This is a genomic window from Paractinoplanes brasiliensis (assembly GCF_004362215.1).
GTDB lineage: Bacteria > Actinomycetota > Actinomycetes > Mycobacteriales > Micromonosporaceae > Actinoplanes > Actinoplanes brasiliensis.
In genome coordinates, this window is the sequence record NZ_SNWR01000001.1 from 4,730,911 (window position 1) to 4,748,141 (window position 17,231).

Annotated in this window: 18 protein-coding genes; 13 read left to right on the plus strand and 5 right to left on the minus strand. The window is 70.1% G+C overall.

The annotated features are described in order from the left end of the window. The first annotated feature begins 45 nt into the window (after positions 1–45). Positions 46–1,617: a citramalate synthase gene (cimA, locus tag C8E87_RS21445; protein ID WP_133874753.1), complete on the plus strand. Its 1,572-nt coding sequence runs from the start codon at positions 46–48 to the stop codon at positions 1,615–1,617. Between the two features lie 3 nt (positions 1,618–1,620). Then, entirely contained in the window at positions 1,621–2,001 is a 381-nt protein-coding gene (locus tag C8E87_RS21450) for a RidA family protein (RefSeq protein WP_133874754.1), read from the plus strand. Here the strand turns inward: C8E87_RS21450 and thrS are convergent. Together thrS and C8E87_RS21460 are read right to left on the minus strand one after the other, a co-directional pair. Further along, positions 1,998–3,233, minus strand: a complete 1,236-nt coding sequence (gene thrS / locus C8E87_RS21455; RefSeq protein WP_275408917.1) for a threonine--tRNA ligase — start codon at positions 3,231–3,233, stop codon at positions 1,998–2,000. The genes C8E87_RS21450 and thrS overlap by 4 nt on opposite strands. A gap of 154 nt (positions 3,234–3,387) precedes the next feature. After that, positions 3,388–3,870 (minus strand): MarR family winged helix-turn-helix transcriptional regulator, encoded by a 483-nt coding sequence (locus tag C8E87_RS21460; RefSeq protein WP_166661207.1) that lies wholly within the window; start codon positions 3,868–3,870, stop codon positions 3,388–3,390. Between the two features lie 93 nt (positions 3,871–3,963). Here C8E87_RS21460 and C8E87_RS21465 point away from each other — a divergent pair, with 93 nt between their 5' ends. Next, on the plus strand, positions 3,964–4,968 hold the full coding sequence (locus tag C8E87_RS21465; RefSeq protein ID WP_133874757.1) for a quinone oxidoreductase family protein: 1,005 nt from the start codon (positions 3,964–3,966) through the stop codon (positions 4,966–4,968). A gap of 79 nt (positions 4,969–5,047) precedes the next feature. Next, positions 5,048–6,631 (plus strand): hypothetical protein, encoded by a 1,584-nt coding sequence (locus C8E87_RS21470; RefSeq protein ID WP_133874758.1) that lies wholly within the window; start codon positions 5,048–5,050, stop codon positions 6,629–6,631. Here C8E87_RS21470 and C8E87_RS21475 read toward each other — a convergent pair. Both C8E87_RS21475 and arfB read right to left on the minus strand, forming a co-directional pair. Then, positions 6,589–6,876 carry a hypothetical protein gene (locus C8E87_RS21475; protein ID WP_133874759.1) on the minus strand — a complete coding sequence of 96 codons (288 nt, stop codon included), beginning with the start codon at positions 6,874–6,876 and terminating at the stop codon, positions 6,589–6,591. The two genes, C8E87_RS21470 and C8E87_RS21475, sit on opposite strands and share 43 nt — an antisense overlap. After that, the gene (gene arfB / locus C8E87_RS21480; RefSeq protein ID WP_438866187.1) at positions 6,876–7,316 is read right to left on the minus strand and encodes an alternative ribosome rescue aminoacyl-tRNA hydrolase ArfB; all 441 of its coding nucleotides are present in this window, start codon (positions 7,314–7,316) and stop codon (positions 6,876–6,878) included. The genes C8E87_RS21475 and arfB overlap by 1 nt, the downstream gene beginning before the upstream one ends. A gap of 27 nt (positions 7,317–7,343) precedes the next feature. Between arfB and C8E87_RS21485 the strand changes: the two genes are divergently transcribed. The 5 genes from C8E87_RS21485 (at position 7,344) to C8E87_RS21505 (ending at position 12,719) form a co-directional block, all read left to right on the plus strand. Next, on the plus strand, positions 7,344–8,660 hold the full coding sequence (locus C8E87_RS21485) for a M16 family metallopeptidase (RefSeq protein ID WP_203720428.1): 1,317 nt from the start codon (positions 7,344–7,346) through the stop codon (positions 8,658–8,660). Continuing rightward, complete coding sequence (locus C8E87_RS21490) at positions 8,660–10,006, plus strand: M16 family metallopeptidase (protein ID WP_133874761.1); 1,347 nt, start codon at positions 8,660–8,662, stop codon at positions 10,004–10,006. Before C8E87_RS21485 ends, C8E87_RS21490 begins: the two co-directional genes overlap by 1 nt. Before the next feature lie 52 nt (positions 10,007–10,058). Then, positions 10,059–11,063, plus strand: coding sequence for an endonuclease/exonuclease/phosphatase family protein (locus C8E87_RS21495; RefSeq protein ID WP_133874762.1), 1,005 nt, complete (start codon positions 10,059–10,061; stop codon positions 11,061–11,063). Positions 11,064–11,199: 136 nt separating this feature from the next. Further along, positions 11,200–12,210, plus strand: coding sequence for an endonuclease/exonuclease/phosphatase family protein (locus C8E87_RS21500; protein WP_133874763.1), 1,011 nt, complete (start codon positions 11,200–11,202; stop codon positions 12,208–12,210). Continuing rightward, positions 12,207–12,719, plus strand: coding sequence for a GNAT family N-acetyltransferase (locus C8E87_RS21505; protein ID WP_133874764.1), 513 nt, complete (start codon positions 12,207–12,209; stop codon positions 12,717–12,719). The genes C8E87_RS21500 and C8E87_RS21505 overlap by 4 nt, the downstream gene beginning before the upstream one ends. A 20-nt stretch (positions 12,720–12,739) precedes the next feature. Here the strand turns inward: C8E87_RS21505 and C8E87_RS21510 are convergent, their stop codons facing one another. After that, positions 12,740–13,681, minus strand: a complete 942-nt coding sequence (locus C8E87_RS21510) for a 3-methyladenine DNA glycosylase (protein WP_133874765.1) — start codon at positions 13,679–13,681, stop codon at positions 12,740–12,742. 172 nt (positions 13,682–13,853) lie between these two features. On the opposite strand from C8E87_RS21510, the gene C8E87_RS21515 reads away from it, so the two are divergent. The 4 genes from C8E87_RS21515 to C8E87_RS21530 are packed head-to-tail and all read left to right on the plus strand — an operon-like array spanning position 13,854 to position 16,731. Then, positions 13,854–14,786: an ABC transporter ATP-binding protein gene (locus C8E87_RS21515; RefSeq protein ID WP_133874766.1), complete on the plus strand. Its 933-nt coding sequence runs from the start codon at positions 13,854–13,856 to the stop codon at positions 14,784–14,786. Then, on the plus strand, positions 14,786–15,628 hold the full coding sequence (locus C8E87_RS21520) for an ABC transporter permease (protein WP_133874767.1): 843 nt from the start codon (positions 14,786–14,788) through the stop codon (positions 15,626–15,628). Before C8E87_RS21515 ends, C8E87_RS21520 begins: the two co-directional genes overlap by 1 nt. 10 nt (positions 15,629–15,638) lie before the next feature. Further along, positions 15,639–15,899 (plus strand): helix-turn-helix transcriptional regulator, encoded by a 261-nt coding sequence (locus tag C8E87_RS21525; protein ID WP_133874768.1) that lies wholly within the window; start codon positions 15,639–15,641, stop codon positions 15,897–15,899. Between the two features lie 40 nt (positions 15,900–15,939). Further along, positions 15,940–16,731, plus strand: a complete 792-nt coding sequence (locus tag C8E87_RS21530; RefSeq protein WP_133874769.1) for a fumarylacetoacetate hydrolase family protein — start codon at positions 15,940–15,942, stop codon at positions 16,729–16,731. The last annotated feature ends 500 nt before the right edge of the window (positions 16,732–17,231 follow it).

Genomic DNA, 17,231 nt, shown 5'->3' on the forward strand with positions numbered 1-17,231 from the left:
GGGTCTTTTTGTTGGGTCCACCAATCTTGCCTGAAGGGAAGCCCCATGGAGTACCAGGTCTTCGACACGACGTTGCGCGACGGCGGGCAGCGTGAGGGGATCAGCTACTCGGTCGCCGACAAGCTGGCGGTCGCGAAGCTGCTGGACGAGTTCGGCGTGGGCTTCATCGAGGGCGGCTGGCCCGGCGCCATGCCCAAGGACACGGAGTTCTTCCAGCGCGCGAGGACCGAGCTCGACCTGAAGAACGCTGTGCTGGTGGCCTTCGGCGCCACGCGCAAAGCGAACACCAGGGTGGAGGAGGACCCGCAGGTCAAGGCCCTGCTCGACGCCGAGACGCCGGTGGTGTGCGTGGTCGCCAAGAGCGACATCCGCCACGTGGAGCGCGCGCTGCGCACGACCGGTGACGAGAACCTGGCCATGGTCCGCGACACCGTGCGCCACCTGGTAGCCAACGGCCGCCGCGCGTTCGTGGACTGCGAGCACTTCTTCGACGGCTTCCGCTTCGACCCCGAGTACACGGCGAGCGTCGTCCGGACGGCCATCGACGCGGGCGCCGAACGCGTGGTCATGTGCGACACCAACGGCGGCATGCTCCCCTCGATGGTCACCAAGGCGATCACCGAGGTCGTGGAGCGTACGGGGGTCTCGGCTGATCTTCTCGGCATCCACTGCCAGAACGACACCTCGTGCGCCGTGGCCAACACGGTCGCCGCGGTCGAGGCCGGGGTCAAGCACTTCCAGTGCACCGCGAACGGATACGGCGAGCGGCCCGGCAACGCCGACCTGTTCGCCACGGTCAGCAACATCCAGCTCAAGCTCGGGCTGCAGGTCCTACCGGACGGCTGCCTGGAGAAGGCGACGCGGGTCTCGTCCGCGCTCGCCGAGATCGCCAATATCGCCCCCGACACCCACCAGGCCTACGTCGGGGCCGCGGCCTTCGCTCACAAGGCGGGACTGCACGCGAGTGCGATCAAGGTGGATCCGCTGCTCTACAACCACGTCGACCCGTCGGTTGTGGGCAACGACATGCGGATCCTGGTGACCGAGATGGCCGGCCGGGCCAGCATCGAACTCAAGAGTCGCGAACTTGGGATCGACCTGGCCGGCCGTCCGGACACCCTCACCACGGTCACCCAGCGGGTCAAGGACCTGGAGGCGGGCGGCTGGTCGTTCGAGGCCGCCGACGCGTCGTTCGAGCTGCTGGTGCGCGACGAGCTGCTCGACGGCAAGCTGGCCCGCCCGTTCAGCCTGGAGTCGTACCGGGTGCAGGTCGAACACCGTGAGGACGGTGCCGTGGTCTCCGAGGCGACGGTCAAGGTCCGCGTACGGGGGGAACGGGTGATCGCCACGGCCGAGGGGAACGGCCCGGTCAACGCGCTCGACGAGGCCCTGCGCGCCGCCCTGAGCCAGCACTACCCGCAGCTCAAGAACTTCGAGCTCACCGACTTCAAGGTGCGCATCCTCGAGGGCAGCCATGGCACCAACGCGATCACGCGGGTGCTGCTGGAGACCGGCGACGGCGACCGTGACTGGACGACGGTCGGGGTGCACGAGAACATCGTCGAGGCGTCGTGGGTCGCGCTGGTGGACGCGCTGACGTACGGCCTCGCAGAGTAACGAGTGAGGATCTTCAGCGGCTCTGATTTCGAGGAGCAGATCGGGTACGCCCGAGCCGTGGTGTCCGGGGACCATGTGTACGTCTCCGGCACCACGGGTTTCGACTACGCCACGATGACCATCGCGGACGGCGTGGTCGAGCAGGCCGAACAGGCGATCGCCAACATCGCTGCGGCGCTGGCCGAGGCCGGCTGCTCACTGGCCGACGTCGTACGGGTGCGCTATCTGCTGCCCGACCGCGCCGACTTCGAGCCGTGCTGGCCCGTCCTGCGCCGCGCGTTCGGCGGGACCCGCCCGGCCGCCACCATGATGGTGTGCGGCCTGGCGGACCCGCGCATGCGCATCGAGATCGAGGTCGACGCTCGTACGGTGTCCACGCACTAGGGCTGCGCCTCCGCGCTGATCATCTCGACGGCCGCAGCGATCGGCATCGCGGGCAACTGGCGGCCGTCGCGATGCCGCAGCGCCACCAGGCCGTCCGGCGCCTCGCGCTTTCCGATGATTCCTCCGTACGGGATCCGCCTCTCGACGGCGGAGCGGATGCGCGCGCCGATCGAGCCCTCGTGCAGCGCCTCGGCTCGCAAACCGGCGGCGACGGCGGCCCGGACGAGGTCGTTCGCGGCGCCGTTCTGTTCCTGCGAGACGGGCAGCACGGCCAGTTGCACGGGGGAGTACCAGAGCGGGAAAGCCCCGTTGTGCACCTCGATCAGGTGCGCGAACAGCCGTTCCATCGAGCCGGCGAGGCTGCGGTGCACCATGACCGGGCGCGAGCGGCCGCCCGAGGAGTCCGCGTACTCGAGATCGAACGCCTCCGGCTGGTGATAGTCGATCTGCACGGTCGCCAGGCTCCACTCGCGACCGGCGGAGTCGGCCACCTGCACGTCGATCTTCGGCCCGTAGAAGGCGGCCTCGCCCGGCACCGCGGCGTAGTCCACCCCCGCGGCGTCGAGCGCCTCCCGCAGCAGCCGTTCGGCCGCGGCCCAGCCCTGCTCGTCCCCGCCGTACTTCTTGCCCTCGCCGCGCAGCGAGAGCTGGAACGACGACGGTTCGACCCCGAGGGCCTTGTGTGCTTGCCGCATCAGCCGCAGGACGTCGGCCACCTCCGCGGCGGCCTGCTCGGCGGCGCAGAAGATGTGCGCGTCGTTGAGCTGAATTGCCCGTACGCGGGACAGCCCGCCCAGCACGCCCGAGCGCTCGGCGCGGTACATCGGCCCGAGTTCGGCGATACGCAGCGGCAGGTCGCGATAGGACCGGCCGCGTGACTTGCAGATGAGCGCGTGGTGCGGACACAGGCTGGGCCGCAGCACCAGCTCGTCCCCGCCCATGGGCATCGGCGGGAACATGTCCTCGGCGAAGTTGCGCCAGTGGCCCGATTTCTCGAAGAGCTGCCGCTTGCCGAGCGCCGGCGAATACACGTGCTGGTACCCGTTGCGGCGTTCCAGCTCGCGCAGGTGGGACTCGACCGCGTGCCGCGCGGCGGCGCCACCGGGCAACCAGAACGGCAGTCCCGCGCCGAGCAGCGGATCGGAGTCGAAAAGGTCGAGCTCGCGCCCGAGCTTGCGGTGGTCGATGTGCATGGTTCTCTCCCTGCTCTGTGCGGGCGAGAATCCGGGCACGCGGAACGGCCCCGGGCATCTCGCCCGGGGCCGTGTCTGTCGCTGCGAATCAGGTCAGCGCGAACGCACGCCGGGACATCCCGGCGTCGTCGTCAGCTGCTGCCTGAAGCTCATGCCCCGATGCTAGGCCCGCGTCCCCGTCGCGGGCATCCGATTAGTTCTTCCGGCGGCGGACCTCGGCCAGGGTGTGTTCCAAGCTTTCGAGAGCCGTCAGCAGTCCGGCCTGCCCGTCCGGGCCGAGCGCATCGGTGGTCAGGGCTTCGAGCGTCTCCCACATCTCGGCCAGCCGGGGCTGCAGCGCCCGGCCGGCGGGCGTCAGCGAGACGACCATCGCGCGTTTGTCACGTTGGTCGGGGTGGCGGGTCACCAGGCCCGCGTCCTCCATGCGCCGGATGCTGCGGGACAGCGTGGAGTGGTCGAGCCCGATCGACTGCTGCAACGTCGTCTGGATCTGCTCGTCGCGATCGAAGAGCCGCATGAGGATCAGCTCCTGCCCGGGATAGAGACCCAGCGTCAGCAGCTGTTCGGCGATCAGGCCGTGCAGCGTGCGGGAGAGCGCGACCAGGCCCAGCGTCAGGGGTGCGCGTTCGAGCAGGCTGGGCTTGTCGCCGAGCAGCCGGGAGAGGTCATCGGGCACGCGACCCATGCTATGTGTCCGCCGACACCTTGAGTTATGTGGCTAGACAACTAAATAATGTGGCTAGCCACATAACTGGGAGGAAGTGCTGTCATGAAGGCGATCCAGATGAACACGACCGGCGGCCCCGAGGTTCTGCAACTGGTCGACGTGCCCGACCCGCAACCCGGCCCGGGTGAGGTGCTGGTCCGCGTCGAGGCGGCCGGGGTGAACTTCATGGACCTCATGCGGCGCAAGGGAATGCCGTTCGACATCCCGACGCCGCTGCCCTTCGTGCTGGGGGCCGAGGTTGCGGGCACAGTTGTCGCGGTCGGCTCCGAGGTGCGGACGTTCGCCGTCGGCGACCGGGTCTTCGGGCAGGCCGGCACGCTGGCCGGCGGCGGATGGGCCGAGCTGGTCACGGCGAACGCCGCCAACCTGTTCCCGATCCCGCCGGGCATGACCGCCGAGCGGGCGGCCGGGCTGACGATCGTCGGAGTCACCGCCGCCATCCTGCTCATCGAGGCGGCCAAGGTCGGCGAGGGCGAGACGGTGTTCGTGCCGGCGGCCGCGGGTGGGCTGGGCGGTTACGCCGTGCAGATCGCCAAGGCGCTCGGCGCCACCGTGATCGCGGGCGCGAGCACGGAGCAGAAGCGGCGTATCGCCCTCGAGCTGGGCGCCGACGCCGCGACCGACTACCGCGGCGAGGGCTGGCCGTCGAAGGTCAGGGACCTCACCAGTGGCCGGGGCGTCGACGTGGCGCTGGATCCCGTCGGCCCGCAACACCTGAGCCAGACCATCTCGATCCTCGCGCCCTTCGGCCGGCTCATCTCGTACGGGAGCCTGGCCGGTTACGAAGGCACGGTCGATCGCGCCGCCCTCAGCAGCGTGCTCTACAACCCCGCCCCGGCGCAGTCGCTGATCGGCTTCAACGTCACGCACTGGCTGACCCAGCGTCCGGAGGCCTCGTTCGCGGCGGCCGGGAGGCTGTTCACGTGGCTCGCCGAGGGGAAGGTCAGCGGCCCCACCATCACCAGCCTGCCCCTGGCCGACGCGGCGAAGGCGCTGTCGCTGCTGGAGGAGGGCCGGAACATCGGCAAGGTCGTCCTCATCCCCTGAGCGGAGAAGGGGACGACACCGTACCGTCCTTTATGGCATGATCACGGCTCCCCACCTCTTCGTCGCCGCAGGGATTGCCATGTTCCCATTCGTCAAGCGTGCCCGCCTGGGCCGCGGCCTGGCCCTCGCCGTGGTCCCCGCCATGCTGCTGGGCATGGGCGGGGCCGCCGTGGCCGCCACCCACACCCTCACGGTCACCGTGATCAACCGCAACGGCGCCAAGGTCAAGGCGGGGCTCCGCCTGGTGGACGTGAAGACGAGCGAGACATTCTCGGCGACCTCCGGCAAGGCCAAGAAACTCCGCAAGGGCACGTACGCCGTGCTGACCTCGGTCACCACCGGCAACACGGTGACGTTGTCCGGCAAGGCCGTCAAGGTGTCCGGCTCGGCCAAGCTGACCATCGACGCCCGCCAGGGCAAAGGGGTCGGGATGGCGCTGAGCCCCGCCCCCGCCGGCCTCGATCGCTACATGAGCATGCGCGTCTGCACCCGGACCAGCGCGAGCGAAGGATGGGAAGCGTCCGCCGGGCCGGGCACGAAGCTCTACATCGTCCCGTTCGCCTCGAAGTACCTCGGCTTCGCCGCGCTGGGCTGGTGGACCGACCACAGCGGCGAGTCCACCAGCTATGCCGCGCTGCACCAGACCACCGGCGTGCCGGGCGGCCTGGGCCGCACGTTCGCCCGCGGTCAGCTCGCCACGTTCCGGGCGGTCCAGCGGCGCGGCCCGGCCGGATCGAACTACTCCGGCCTGGCGGTGCAGCCGCAGACCAGCGGGTGCGGCCAAGACCTGTACGCCGGATTGGGCAGCACCGACCGACCGGCCGTCACCAACGTGCTCGTCACGCCCGGCACCTGGCACGTCCGTGCCGATTCGTCGGCGGCCACGAAATCCGGCGAGACCTGGGTCATCGGCGGCTACTTCGCCAAGCGCACGGTCAAGGCCGGCAAGTCGTACAACCTGAACTTCTTCAACTCCGTGTGGGGTCCCAGCTCGCAGCTGCCGGTCACGATCCGCGGCCGGATCATGTTCGGCCTCAACGAGATGTTCACCGACCCCGCGTTCCCCCACGACGGTTCGGTCGAGGGCGGCGACAAGGCCGTGGCGACCCTGACTTACGGCGGCAAGAAGGTGGCCGGCAAGCAGGACAAGGGCTGGGAGCCGGAGTCGACCGAGCTGTACTACACGGTCAAGAAGGCCGGCTGGTACACGCTCACCAACACCGCCACCCGCTACTACCCCGAGATCACGTACCCGGCCGGCATGCTCTCGACCACCAGCCGAGTGACGTTCCGGTTCCAGAGCAAGCCGAAGGCCAGCGCGCTGGCCGGGGTCTACTCCGTGCACCTGGTGCCCACCGGCCTGAGCATGACCAACCGGGCCAAGCCGGGCAGCACGACCAAGGTCGCCGTCAAGATGCTCCGCACCGTGGTCGACCCCGACGCCAAGCGTGGCAAGGACCCGAAGCTGAGCAAGCTGACCGCGCAGATGTCCCCGGACAGCGGCAAGACCTGGCGCACCGTGCCCGTCCAGAAAATCAACGGCACCTGGTACGCCACGGTCAAGAACCCGACGACCAGCGCGGTGGCCCTGAAGGTCCGCGCCACGGTCGCCGGGGGCGCCTACACCGAGGTCACCGTCTTCCGCGCGTACGGCATCGGCTGACCCTTACCCGGATACTGGACGGGCTGGTTGTCGACGATCCCGCGGCGCCCTCGTATCACCGGGCAAAAGCCCCGCCCCAGATTGACCGGGGCGGGGCTCTGGAGTGCGGCCCAGGGATCGGAGGAAGTCGATGATGAGGCGGGCCGCGAGGCGAAATAGGCCCGCAGGCGCTCGGGACAGTCGTCGGCGGGCGGGGCCATCTCGCGCGCGCTGCCGGCCAGGCCGTGCAGCAGCACCAGCGACATCAGTCGGAGGGGTAGGAGCGGCGGTTGCGTTTGGTCTCGCCGCGGCGTTTCTTCTCGGCGATGCGGCGTTCGACGGAACCCTTGGAGGGGCGGGTGGCCCGCCGTACGCGGGGTGGCGCCGCGATGGCCGAGGCGACCAACCCGGCCAGCCGGGCCGCCGCGGCCTCACGGTTGCGCAGCTGGGAGCGGTGCTCGGAGGCGGTGACGGTGAGCACGCCCTGCACCAGCCGGTGACCGAGGCGTTCGGCGGCGCGTGCCTTCAGCGCGGGTGGCAGCAGCGCCGAGCCGCCCAGATCCCAGGACAGCTCGACCCGGGAATCCGTCGTGTTGACCCCCTGACCGCCGGGGCCGCTGGAGCGCGAGAAGCGCCAGGCGAGCTCGGCCGCCGGAATCGTCAGCCGATCGTTGACCCGGACGTCATCCACCACGCCGCCCAGCATGGCACGCGGACAGGGCACTATGAACGGGTGACGTCCCCAACTGCGCCGGCCGTCGTGACCGGCTATCCGTGGCCCATCGCCTCCACCCGCCTCGACAACGGCCTGCGGGTCGTCGTCAGCGAGGACCGGACCGCGCCTGTGGTCTGCGTCAATCTCTGGTACGACGTGGGCTCGCGGCACGAACCCGCCGGCCAGACCGGCTTCGCCCACCTGTTCGAGCACCTGATGTTCGAGGGCTCGCAGCACGTGGCCAAGACCGAGCACATGCGGCTCGTGCAGGGCAACGGCGGTTCGTTGAACGCGACCACCAACCCCGACCGCACCAACTACTTCGAGACCATGCCGGCCGAGCACCTGGAACTGGCGCTGTGGCTGGAGGCCGACCGGATGGGCGGCCTGGTGCCCGCGCTCACCCAGGAGACGCTCGACAACCAGCGCGAAGTGGTCAAGAACGAGCGCCGCCAGCGCTACGAGAACGTGCCGTACGGGGATGCCTGGCTGCGCCTGCTGGCCCTGCTCTATCCCGAGGGGCACCCTTACCACCACGCCACGATCGGCTCGATGGAAGACCTCAACGCGGCCTCCCTCGACACCTTCAAGGCGTTCCACCAGCAGTACTACGCGCCCAACAACGCCGTGCTGACGGTGGCCGGGGACGCGTCGCCGGACGAGGTGTTCGCGCTGGCCGAAAAGTACTTCGGGGTGATCGAGCCGGTGTCGTCGATCCCGCCGGCGCCGCACAGTTACCTGCCCGGCCCGGCCACCGAGCCCGTACGGGAAACGGTGAGCGCTGTCGTGCCGGCGCCCCGCCTGTACGTGTCACACCGCACGCACCCGTTCGGCACGGCCGGGTACGACGCGATCACCGTGCTGGCCGCGGTGCTCGGCAACGGCCGGGGCAGCCGCCTCTATCAGCGCCTGGCCGACGGCGCCCGGATCGCCCAGCCCGACTACATCGGCTCGTACGGGGTGGATCTGGCCCACGCTCCCGCCCCGCTGATCATCACCGCGACCGCGAAGGACGGCGTGCCGGTGGAGACCCTCGAGGCGGGCCTGACCGAGGTGATCGGCAGCCTGGTGACCGAGCCGGTGACCGAGGAGGAGCTGTCCCGGGCCAAGGCGCTGCTGACCACCTCGTGGTGGCGGCAGGTGTCCACGGTGGGCGGCCGCGCCGACACGCTCTCGCGGTACACCACCCAGTTCGGCGACCCGGGCGCGGCCGCGTACAGGCTGCCGCAGTGGCTCGCGGTGACCGCCGACGACGTCACCGACGCCGCGAAGTACGCCCTCAAGCCCGAATCCCGGGTCACGCTGACCTACCTGCCCGAGAACGGGGACAACTGATGACTTTGATCGCCACCCGTCCCGAACCGGGCGAGGCCCGGCCGTACACCTTCCCCGACCTGCAGCGCGTGCAGGCCGGGGGCGGCACCGTGATCGGGGCCCACCTGCCCGGCCAAGCTTTGGCGAGCGCGATGCTGCTGGCCGACGCGGGGGCCGCCCGCGAGACCGCAGGACGCGAGGGCACCGCCACCGTCCTGGCCAAGTCGCTGGAAGAGGGCACCAAGAAGCGCGACTCGGCGGCGTACGCAATCGCCTTGGAGAGCCTGGGCGCCGAGCTGTCGCCGGGCGTCGACTGGGACACCTTCCGCGTCGGGGTCTCGGCGCCGGTGCCGCAGCTGCTCGACGCGGTGCGGCTGGCCGCCGAGGCCGTACGCACGCCCCGGCTCGACCCCGACGACGTGAACCGGGTCCGCGACGACGAGGTGACCGCGCTGCGCATGGATTGGGCCCAGCCCGGCCCCCGCGCCGACGCCGCCCTTCGAGCCGACCTGTTCGGGGCGAGCGAGCGGTTCGGCCGCCCGATGCACGGCGACCCGGCCTCGGTGGCCGCGGTGACCGTCGACGACGTGGTCGCGTTCCACCGCTCCTGGCTCCACCGCCCGTCGGTGCTGCTGGTCGCGGGCGACCTGAGCACCCTCGACCTCAAGGCGCTGGGTGAGGCCGCGTTCGGTGGTGTGGAAGGCGCCCCGCTGACCGCCGAACCGCCGCTCGACGTGCCGGTGCGGGACCAGCGCCGGATCCTGCTGGTCGACCGGCCCGGCTCGGTGCAGTCGACGCTGCGCATCGGCCATCGCTCGCCGGAACGGGCCACGCCCGACTATGTGGCCATGACGCTGGCCGCCACGGTGCTCGGCGGGGCGTTCACGTCCCGCCTCAACCACCTGATCCGCGAGGTCAAGGGCTACACGTACGGCATCAGGGGCGCGTACGCGATGAGCCGGCGCTTCGGTCGTTTCGAGGTGGCCGCGGGCGTGCAGACCGCGGTGACCGTGCCCGCCATCGTCGACACGCTCGGCGAGATCGCGCGGACACAGGAGTTCGGCGTGACCGAGGAGGAGCTGGCCGTCGCGCGTTCGTGGCGGGCCGGGCAGCTGTCGGTCGAGATGCAGACGCCGGGCTCGATCGTCGGCGCGCTGAGCACGCTCGTCGTGCACGGCCTGCCCGACGACTACTACCCGGCACTGCGTACGCGATATCTCGAGACGCCGATCGAGGAGGTCAGCGCGGCGGCCGGCCGGCACCTGCACCCGCACGGCCTCACCCTGGTCGTCGAGGGTGACGCGGCGGTGATCCGCGACGAGCTGGTGGCCGCGGGCATCGGCGACGTGGTCGACGCGGAGATCTGAATCACCCGCCCTTCCCAGCGAACGGCAAGGCGGGACCGATAGCTTTGCCGCCATGACGATCACCGAGACACCGTCCGAGGTCCGGCCGGGCCGGCGGGTGAGGCGCAGCGCGCTGCTCATCCTGCTGGCCCTGCCGGCCCTGGCCTGGGCGGTGGTCCGGCTGTTCGGCCTGGAAAGCGGCTTCCTGGTACAGCTGGTCGCTTTCACGCCGTACGCGGCCGCGTGGTCGTTCGTGCCGCTGGTGATCGCGTTGCTGACCCGCAAGTGGCTTGCCGCGGCGGTGTCCGCGCTGGCCACCGTGCTGCTGGCGGGGGCCGTGCTGCCCCGGGCGATTCCCGACCACGACAAGGGCCCGGCGACAGGCGTCCCGATGACGGTCATGACGGTCAACGTGTTCATCGGCGCGGCCGACCCGGCGGACGTCGTGAACCTGGTCCGCGAGCATGACGTCGCGGTGCTGGCGGTGCAGGAGTTCACCCCCGAGTCGGCGGCCGGGCTCACCGCGGCCGGGCTCGACACGCTGCTGCCGCATCACGCGTTGGCCGACGAGATCGGCACCACCGGGTCGGGTCTCTACTCCCGTTTCCCGTTCACCGGCCAGGGCTCCCGGCGCGGCGACGGCGGCGGGTTGCAGGACGGCAACCTTCAGGTGTACGCGACGGTGCAGGTGCCCGGGGCGGGGCCGGTGTTCGTGGAATCGGCGCACCCGCTGGCCCCGTACGCGCTCGCCGCCGAACAGGCGTGGCGCTCCGATCTGGAAGCGCTGCCCCGAGCCGGTCAGGGGCCGCCCAAGCTGATCCTGGGCGACTTCAACTCGACGCTCGACCACGCGGCGCTGCGCAAGACGATCTCGTACGGCTATCGCGACGCGGCCGCTGCCACCGGCAAGGGGCTGATCGGCACGTGGGGTCCGTACGCGGGCCTGCCGATCCCGCCGGTGACGCTCGACCACATTCTGGTGGACAACCGCATCGGCGTACGGGGGACATCCGTTCACTCTGTGTCGGGAAGTGACCACCGGGCATTGGTCGCAAGGGTCACTCTTCCACGGTCATGATCGACTGCACCGGAGTGAGCGAAGCGGTCGTAGGGCCAGGAGAGCACGACACTGCGAGCTCTGCTTCATAGTCGGTCCGGTCACTTCTGCCGCCGCGTCATAGTTGGTCTGGCGTGGGGTGGTTAGCCTCGCCGCCATGACGATCACCAGCGCGCCGAGCGCCGGTCGGGCGGACGGTCACCCCCGACGACGACGAAAGGCCGCGCTGACCGTGCTGTTCTGGCTGTTCATCCTCCCTTTTCTGAGCTGGGCCGTGATCCGGCTCGGCGGCTGGGAAAGGGGGCCCGTGGTCCAGTTGTTCGCGTTCACCCCCTATGTCGCGGCCGCCGCCTGGCTGCCCGCGATCCTGGCCCTGGCGACCCGGCGCTGGACGGTGGGCGCGGTGGCCGTGATCGTTGCGCTCGCGCTGGCCGCGGCGGTGCTGCCCCGGGCCATTCCGAACCGTGACAAGGGCCCGAGGCTGGGTGTCCAGCTCACCGTGATGACGTCGAACATGCTCTTCGGCAAGGCTGACGCGACGGCGATCGTCAAGCTGGTCAGCGAGCACGACGTCGCCGTGCTGGCGGTGCAGGAGTTCACCACCGAGGGCAAACAGGCACTGGCCGACGCTGGGCTGGGCGCGCTGCTGCCGTACTCGTCACTGGCCGACGAACCGGGCGCCGACGGCTCGGGGCTGTACTCGCGCTATCCGATCACCTCGGCGGGAGCCAACCGCAACGGCGGGGGCTTCATGCAGGCGTACGGGACCCTGCAGATCCCGGAGGCCGGGCCGGTTGTCGTCGAGTCGGCTCACCCCCTGGCGCCGTACGCGCGATCGGTTCTCGGCCAGTGGCGTGAGGACCTGCTGGCCGAGCCCCGCGCCGACAAGAGCGGGACGCCGGTGATCCTGCTCGGCGACTTCAACGCCACCCTCGACCACGCCCCCATGCGCGAACTGATCGCGAGCGGTTACCGCGACGCCGCCGACGTCACCGGCAAGGGGCTGATCGGCACCTGGGGACCGTACGACGGCAACCCGATCCCGCCGGTCACGATCGACCATGTGCTCGTGGACGAACGGATCGGCGTACGGGGAACAAGCGTGCACGCCATCCCCCGCAGCGACCACCGCGCGATCATCGCCGAGCTCACCGTCCCCGCGTCATGACCGTCACCACCCGCCTGGCCACGGCCGGCGACGCCCCCGAGATGGCTTCGCTGACGCGTGCCAACCGCGAGTTCATGGCCCCGTGGGAACCGGAGCGCTCGCCGGACTACTTCACCGAAGCCGGTCAGCGGCAGGTGCTCGGCGACATGCTGGCGCAGCAGTCGACAGTGCCGCACGTGATCGTCCTGGACGGGCGCCTCGTCGGCCGAATCGTCCTGTCGAACATCGTCCGCGGCCCGTTCCAGTCCGCCTCGCTCGGCTACTGGGTGTCCCAGCACGTCAACGGCCGCGGTGTCGCCCGCACTGCCGTCGCGCAGATGGTCCGGCTGGCCTTCGATGCGCTCGGCCTGCATCGCGTCGAGGCCGGCACCCTTCTGCACAACAAGGCTTCGCAGCGCGTCCTCGAGGTCAACGGCTTTCGCCCGTACGGGATGGCGCCGCGCTACTTGCGCATAGCCGGCGAGTGGCAGGACCACCTGCTGTTCCAGCGCCTCGCCGAGGGCGGATGACGTCGCCCGGCAGGCTCGTCTCAGCGGTGGTTGAAGGGGGCTACGGCCTCGCGGTTGCGGGCGGCGCTTTCCGGGCCCATCAGTTCTTCGCACACGCGGATCAGGCGGGCCCGCAGGGCGGCGGCGCGGCGGGCGAACTCGCGCTGGCGGGCCACGTACTCCGCCTTGCCCTCGGGGGTTTCGATCTTGACCGGGGGGTGGCCGTAGGAGCTCAGGTCGTACGGGCTGGCCTGCATGTCGAGCAGGCGGATGTCGGAGGCCAGCGCGAAACAGTCGAGGGCCAGCGCGCCCGGCACGGCGGCGCCCAGCTTGGTCGCCCACTTGTGCACGTCCATCGCGGCGTGCAGGCAGCCGGGCTGGTCGAGGTCGACCTGGGTGGCCCGGGTCGGCTGCAGGCGGTTGAGCCCGACGGCCTCGGGGGTGAAGAAGCGGAACGCGTCGTAGTGGGTGCAGCGGATGGGGTGCTGCTCGACGACCTTGTCGGTCTCGGCCTGGCCCAGGCGCAGCGGCAGCGGGTGGCGGTGGTCGGGGTCGCGATAGACCATGGCCCACTCGTGCAGGCCGAAGCAGCCGGAGAAGACGGGGCGCGACGCCGTGGCGGTCAGCAGGCCGTGGATGTAGCGCACGCTCTCGCCGCGGGCCTGCATGTAGGCGTCCTGGTCGAGCGCGACCACTCCGTCCGGATAGGTCATGTAGAACTTCCACGACGACTGCTCGGCCAGGCCGTCAGGCGCGGGGGCGAGGCCGGCCCCGACTCCGGGGTGCCACCGGCGCAGCACGGACGGGCGGGTGCCGTAGTAGTCGTACAGGAAATCTTCGATGGCGTGCTTCTCGCCGACGGCACGGCGGGCACGGTGGCCCGCGGTCATCTCGTCGGCCCGCTCGGCGTGTGCCCGCGCGAGAGGTATCCAGGTGACCGAGGGCAGCGTCGTGGTGAGCGCCCTCACCTGCTTGATCCCCATCGCCTCAGCGTATCCAGCCGAAGCGATCAACACGATCACCGTGAGGCGCGAATGCGTCGTGCGTCGCGGACGAAAACGACCAATGCCCGTAATTCGGTCACTCCTGTGGCATATGACGAAGGGCTGCTCGGATCTGTAGTACACCTACTACATTCTTGCTAATGTCCTGGACATGGCAGGAACGACTTTGGCGGGGGCGTCCGAGGCCGGCGTATCGGTGCCGGTCGACGAACGGGTCATCGACGTCCGCGATCTGCGGATGCGCTACGGGACGAAGGACGTCCTGCACGAGGTGAGCTTCGCCGCGCGACGCGGTGAGGTCCTCGTGCTGCTCGGGCCCAACGGCGCGGGCAAGACGACCACGATCGAGATCCTCGAGGGGTTCCGCATGCGGTCCTCGGGCGAGGTGAACGTGCTCGGCGTCGACCCGGCCACGGCCGGTGAGGCGTGGCGGGCCCAGGTCGGTGTGGTGCTGCAATCCTGGCGCGATCACGGCAAGTGGCAGGTCCGCGAGCTGCTGGGCCACCTCGGGATGTACTACCGGCGCTACTCCACCGACGCCAAGACGCGGCCATGGCCTGTCGACGACCTGCTCGAGGTGGTCGGCCTGACCGCCGCGGCCACCACCCGGGTCGCCCGGCTCTCCGGCGGCCAGCGTCGGCGGCTCGATGTGGCGATCGGCATCGTCGGCCGTCCCGACCTGCTCTTTCTCGACGAGCCGACGGTCGGCTTCGACCCGGCGGCCCGGCGCGAGTTCCACGACCTGGTGCACCGGCTGACCGATGTGGACGACACCACGATCCTGCTGACCACCCACGATCTGGACGAGGCCGAGAAACTGGCCGACCGCATCCTCATCCTGTCCGGTGGGCGCATCATCGCCGACGGTTCGGCCGACGAGCTGTCCCGGCGGGTGGCGGGCGAGAGCGAGGTCCGCTGGAGCCGCGACGGACAGCGCTTCGTCCATGCGGCGGCCAACCCCGTTCCCTTCGTACGGGAATTGCTGGTGCAACACGGGGACGCGGTGGAAGACCTCGAGGTGCGGCGGAACAGCCTCGAGGACACGTACATGCGCTTGGTACACGACTCGGAGGGAAGCCCGTAATGATCGAGTCGCTGAAGGCCGGCGTTGCCCGCGGGCTCGTCGAGCTGCGGCAGACGCTCACCACCGCGCAGGACCTCTGGGGTTACTTCTTCCCCTCGCTCGGCCTGCTCATCACGGTGTTCTTCACCAACAGGACGACCGTGCCGGGCACGAGTTTCTCGCTCGGCGCGGCCACCCTGCCCAGCTCGCTCGGCATGCTGCTGGCGTTCGGCGGCCTGCTCACGATCGCCCAGATCCTGGTCGTCGAGCGTGAGGACGGGACGCTGCTGCGAGCCAAGGCCACGCCCAACGGCATGAACGGCTACCTGATCGGCAAGGTGATCACGGTCGGCGGCATGACCCTGTTCTCCGTACTGGCCGTGCTGATCCCGGGGGTCTTCCTGGTCGACGGGCTCGATGTCGATCTCGGCGGAGCCCTGACGCTGGTCTGGCTGCTCCCGCTGGCCGTTGTGGCGACGATGCCGATCGGCGCCGCCATCGGATCCTCGTTCGAGAACCCGCGCAACCTGGGCTTCGTCATGATGCCGGTGTTCGGGCTGGTCGCGATCTCCGGCATCTTCTACCCGATCACCGGCATGCCGGGCTGGCTGCAGGCGGTCGCGCAGATCTTCCCGATCTACTGGCTCGGGTTGGGCATGCGGTCGGCGTTCCTGCCCGACGCGCTGGCCTCGGTCGAGCTGGGCGACTCGTGGCGTCATCTCGAGACGTTCGGGGTACTCGCCTTGTGGGCGGTGCTCGGCCTGCTGGTGGCGCCCGTGCTGATGCGGCGGATGGCGCGGCGCGAGTCGGGTTCCGCGGTCGCTGCCCGGCGCGAGCGGGCGCTGACCACGGTGGGTCGTTGAGAGAGAGCCGATGGGTAGCGAAGTCACGTACAACCGCATCGCGATGCTCCGGGCCGAGCGCGGGGTCACACGGCGGCAGCTGGCCGACGCCCTGGGGGTCCACTACCAGACGGTGGGCTACCTGGAGCGGGGCGAGTTCAGCCCCAGCCTGCACCTGGCCCTGCGGCTCTCGCGCTACTTCGAGGTGCCGGTCGAGGTCATCTTTTCGCTCGACCCGTTCCCGCGCCTGGGCTCGACAGCGACCGAGATGCACGGGGAGCGTTCGGCGTAGATTTCCCTTGAAGAGCTGCTAGCCGTAGAGGGGATCAACCGTGCGATTCGCCCGTTTTGTTCATGCCGGAGGTGTGTCGTTCGGCGTCGTCGAGGGTGACGCGTCGGGCCTGACCATCGCCGAGATCGGCTCGCTGCCGTTCGAAGAGGTCCGGTTCACCGGTCAGCGCTGGGCCCTGGCCGACGTGCGCCTGCTCGCCCCGATCTTCTCCAGCAAAGTGATCGGCGTCGGCCGCAACTACGCCGACCACGCCGCCGAGTTCGGCAACGACGTGCCCAAGGAGCCGTTGATCTTCATCAAGCCGTCCACCTCGGTGATCGGCCCCAACGACGCCATCCGGCTCCCCCCGCAGTCCCAGCGCGTCGAGGAGGAAGGCGAGCTCGCCGTCGTGATCGGCGCGACCGGGGCCCGCCGCCTCGACCGGGCCGCCGCCGAGAAAGCGATCTTCGGCTACACCATCGGCAACGACGTCACCGCCCGCGACCTGCAGCGCAGCGACCCGCAGTGGACGCGTGCCAAGGGCTTCGACTCGTTCTGCCCGATCGGCCCGTGGATCGTGACCGGCCTCGACGTGAGCGACCTCGAGATCCGCGCCGAGGTGGGCCGCGACCCCTCGGCGCTCGAGACCGTGCAGCTGGGCCGCACCAAGGACATGGTGTTCGACGTGCCGACCCTGGTGTCGTACGTGTCGCACGTCATGACACTGCTGCCGGGCGACATCATCCTGACCGGCACCCCCGCCGGGGTCAGTCAGATCACACCGGGCGACACGGTGTCGGTGACCATCCAGGGCATCGGCGAACTGCGGAACCCGGTCGTCTCGCTGGACTGACGTCTCGATTCCGCGCAGCAACAGGTCCAGGCCGTACGCGTCCTGGGCCTGTTCGTCGCCGCCCCGGTCGAACGCGCCGGCATTCCCGATCGCGGTCATCGTGGGGTGGCTCCCGACGTCGAACCAGCACTCCCACATCTCCCCGCGCTGCTGCCACCACTCGTCCGTGCTGAGCCCGGTCGTGCGACGCAGCGAAGCGCCTTCCGCCCTCACCCCGCGCGACGAGGTGATCCAGGACGTGATCGCCGCGGCGGCCCAGGTCATCGTCGAGGACGGTTGCAGCCCGCCCTGGGCGAGTACGCCGGCCGGCGCGTGCAAGGCGCCGCAGTCTTCGTCGACCACCCCCGGGCCGCCCTGCCGGCCGTCGCCGAACTCCTCGGGCGACCTGCGGAAACTCACGAACAGTGGGCCCGCCGCAACGCCCAGCTCTTCCGATGACGGAACCCGATTTGGTGGGCCCACAACCGTCAGGTAAGGTTTTCTCTCGGCACGGGAAACTG

What these genes read in the sequence shown, in the direction of transcription:
- arfB (WP_438866187.1), bottom strand. Translation starts at nt 7,316, where the DNA reads ATGCTGGGCGGCGTGGTGGATGACGTCCGGGTCAACGATCGGCTGACG.
- C8E87_RS21525 (WP_133874768.1), top strand. Translation starts at nt 15,639, where the DNA reads ATGGGTAGCGAAGTCACGTACAACCGCATCGCGATGCTCCGGGCCGAG.
- C8E87_RS21505 (WP_133874764.1), top strand. Translation starts at nt 12,207, where the DNA reads ATGACCGTCACCACCCGCCTGGCCACGGCCGGCGACGCCCCCGAGATG.
- C8E87_RS21465 (WP_133874757.1), top strand. Translation starts at nt 3,964, where the DNA reads ATGAAGGCGATCCAGATGAACACGACCGGCGGCCCCGAGGTTCTGCAA.
- C8E87_RS21500 (WP_133874763.1), top strand. Translation starts at nt 11,200, where the DNA reads ATGACGATCACCAGCGCGCCGAGCGCCGGTCGGGCGGACGGTCACCCC.
- C8E87_RS21495 (WP_133874762.1), top strand. Translation starts at nt 10,059, where the DNA reads ATGACGATCACCGAGACACCGTCCGAGGTCCGGCCGGGCCGGCGGGTG.
- C8E87_RS21515 (WP_133874766.1), top strand. Translation starts at nt 13,854, where the DNA reads ATGGCAGGAACGACTTTGGCGGGGGCGTCCGAGGCCGGCGTATCGGTG.
- cimA (WP_133874753.1), top strand. Translation starts at nt 46, where the DNA reads ATGGAGTACCAGGTCTTCGACACGACGTTGCGCGACGGCGGGCAGCGT.
- C8E87_RS21510 (WP_133874765.1), bottom strand. Translation starts at nt 13,681, where the DNA reads ATGGGGATCAAGCAGGTGAGGGCGCTCACCACGACGCTGCCCTCGGTC.
- C8E87_RS21475 (WP_133874759.1), bottom strand. Translation starts at nt 6,876, where the DNA reads ATGTCGCTGGTGCTGCTGCACGGCCTGGCCGGCAGCGCGCGCGAGATG.
- C8E87_RS21490 (WP_133874761.1), top strand. Translation starts at nt 8,660, where the DNA reads ATGACTTTGATCGCCACCCGTCCCGAACCGGGCGAGGCCCGGCCGTAC.
- C8E87_RS21520 (WP_133874767.1), top strand. Translation starts at nt 14,786, where the DNA reads ATGATCGAGTCGCTGAAGGCCGGCGTTGCCCGCGGGCTCGTCGAGCTG.
- C8E87_RS21470 (WP_133874758.1), top strand. Translation starts at nt 5,048, where the DNA reads ATGTTCCCATTCGTCAAGCGTGCCCGCCTGGGCCGCGGCCTGGCCCTC.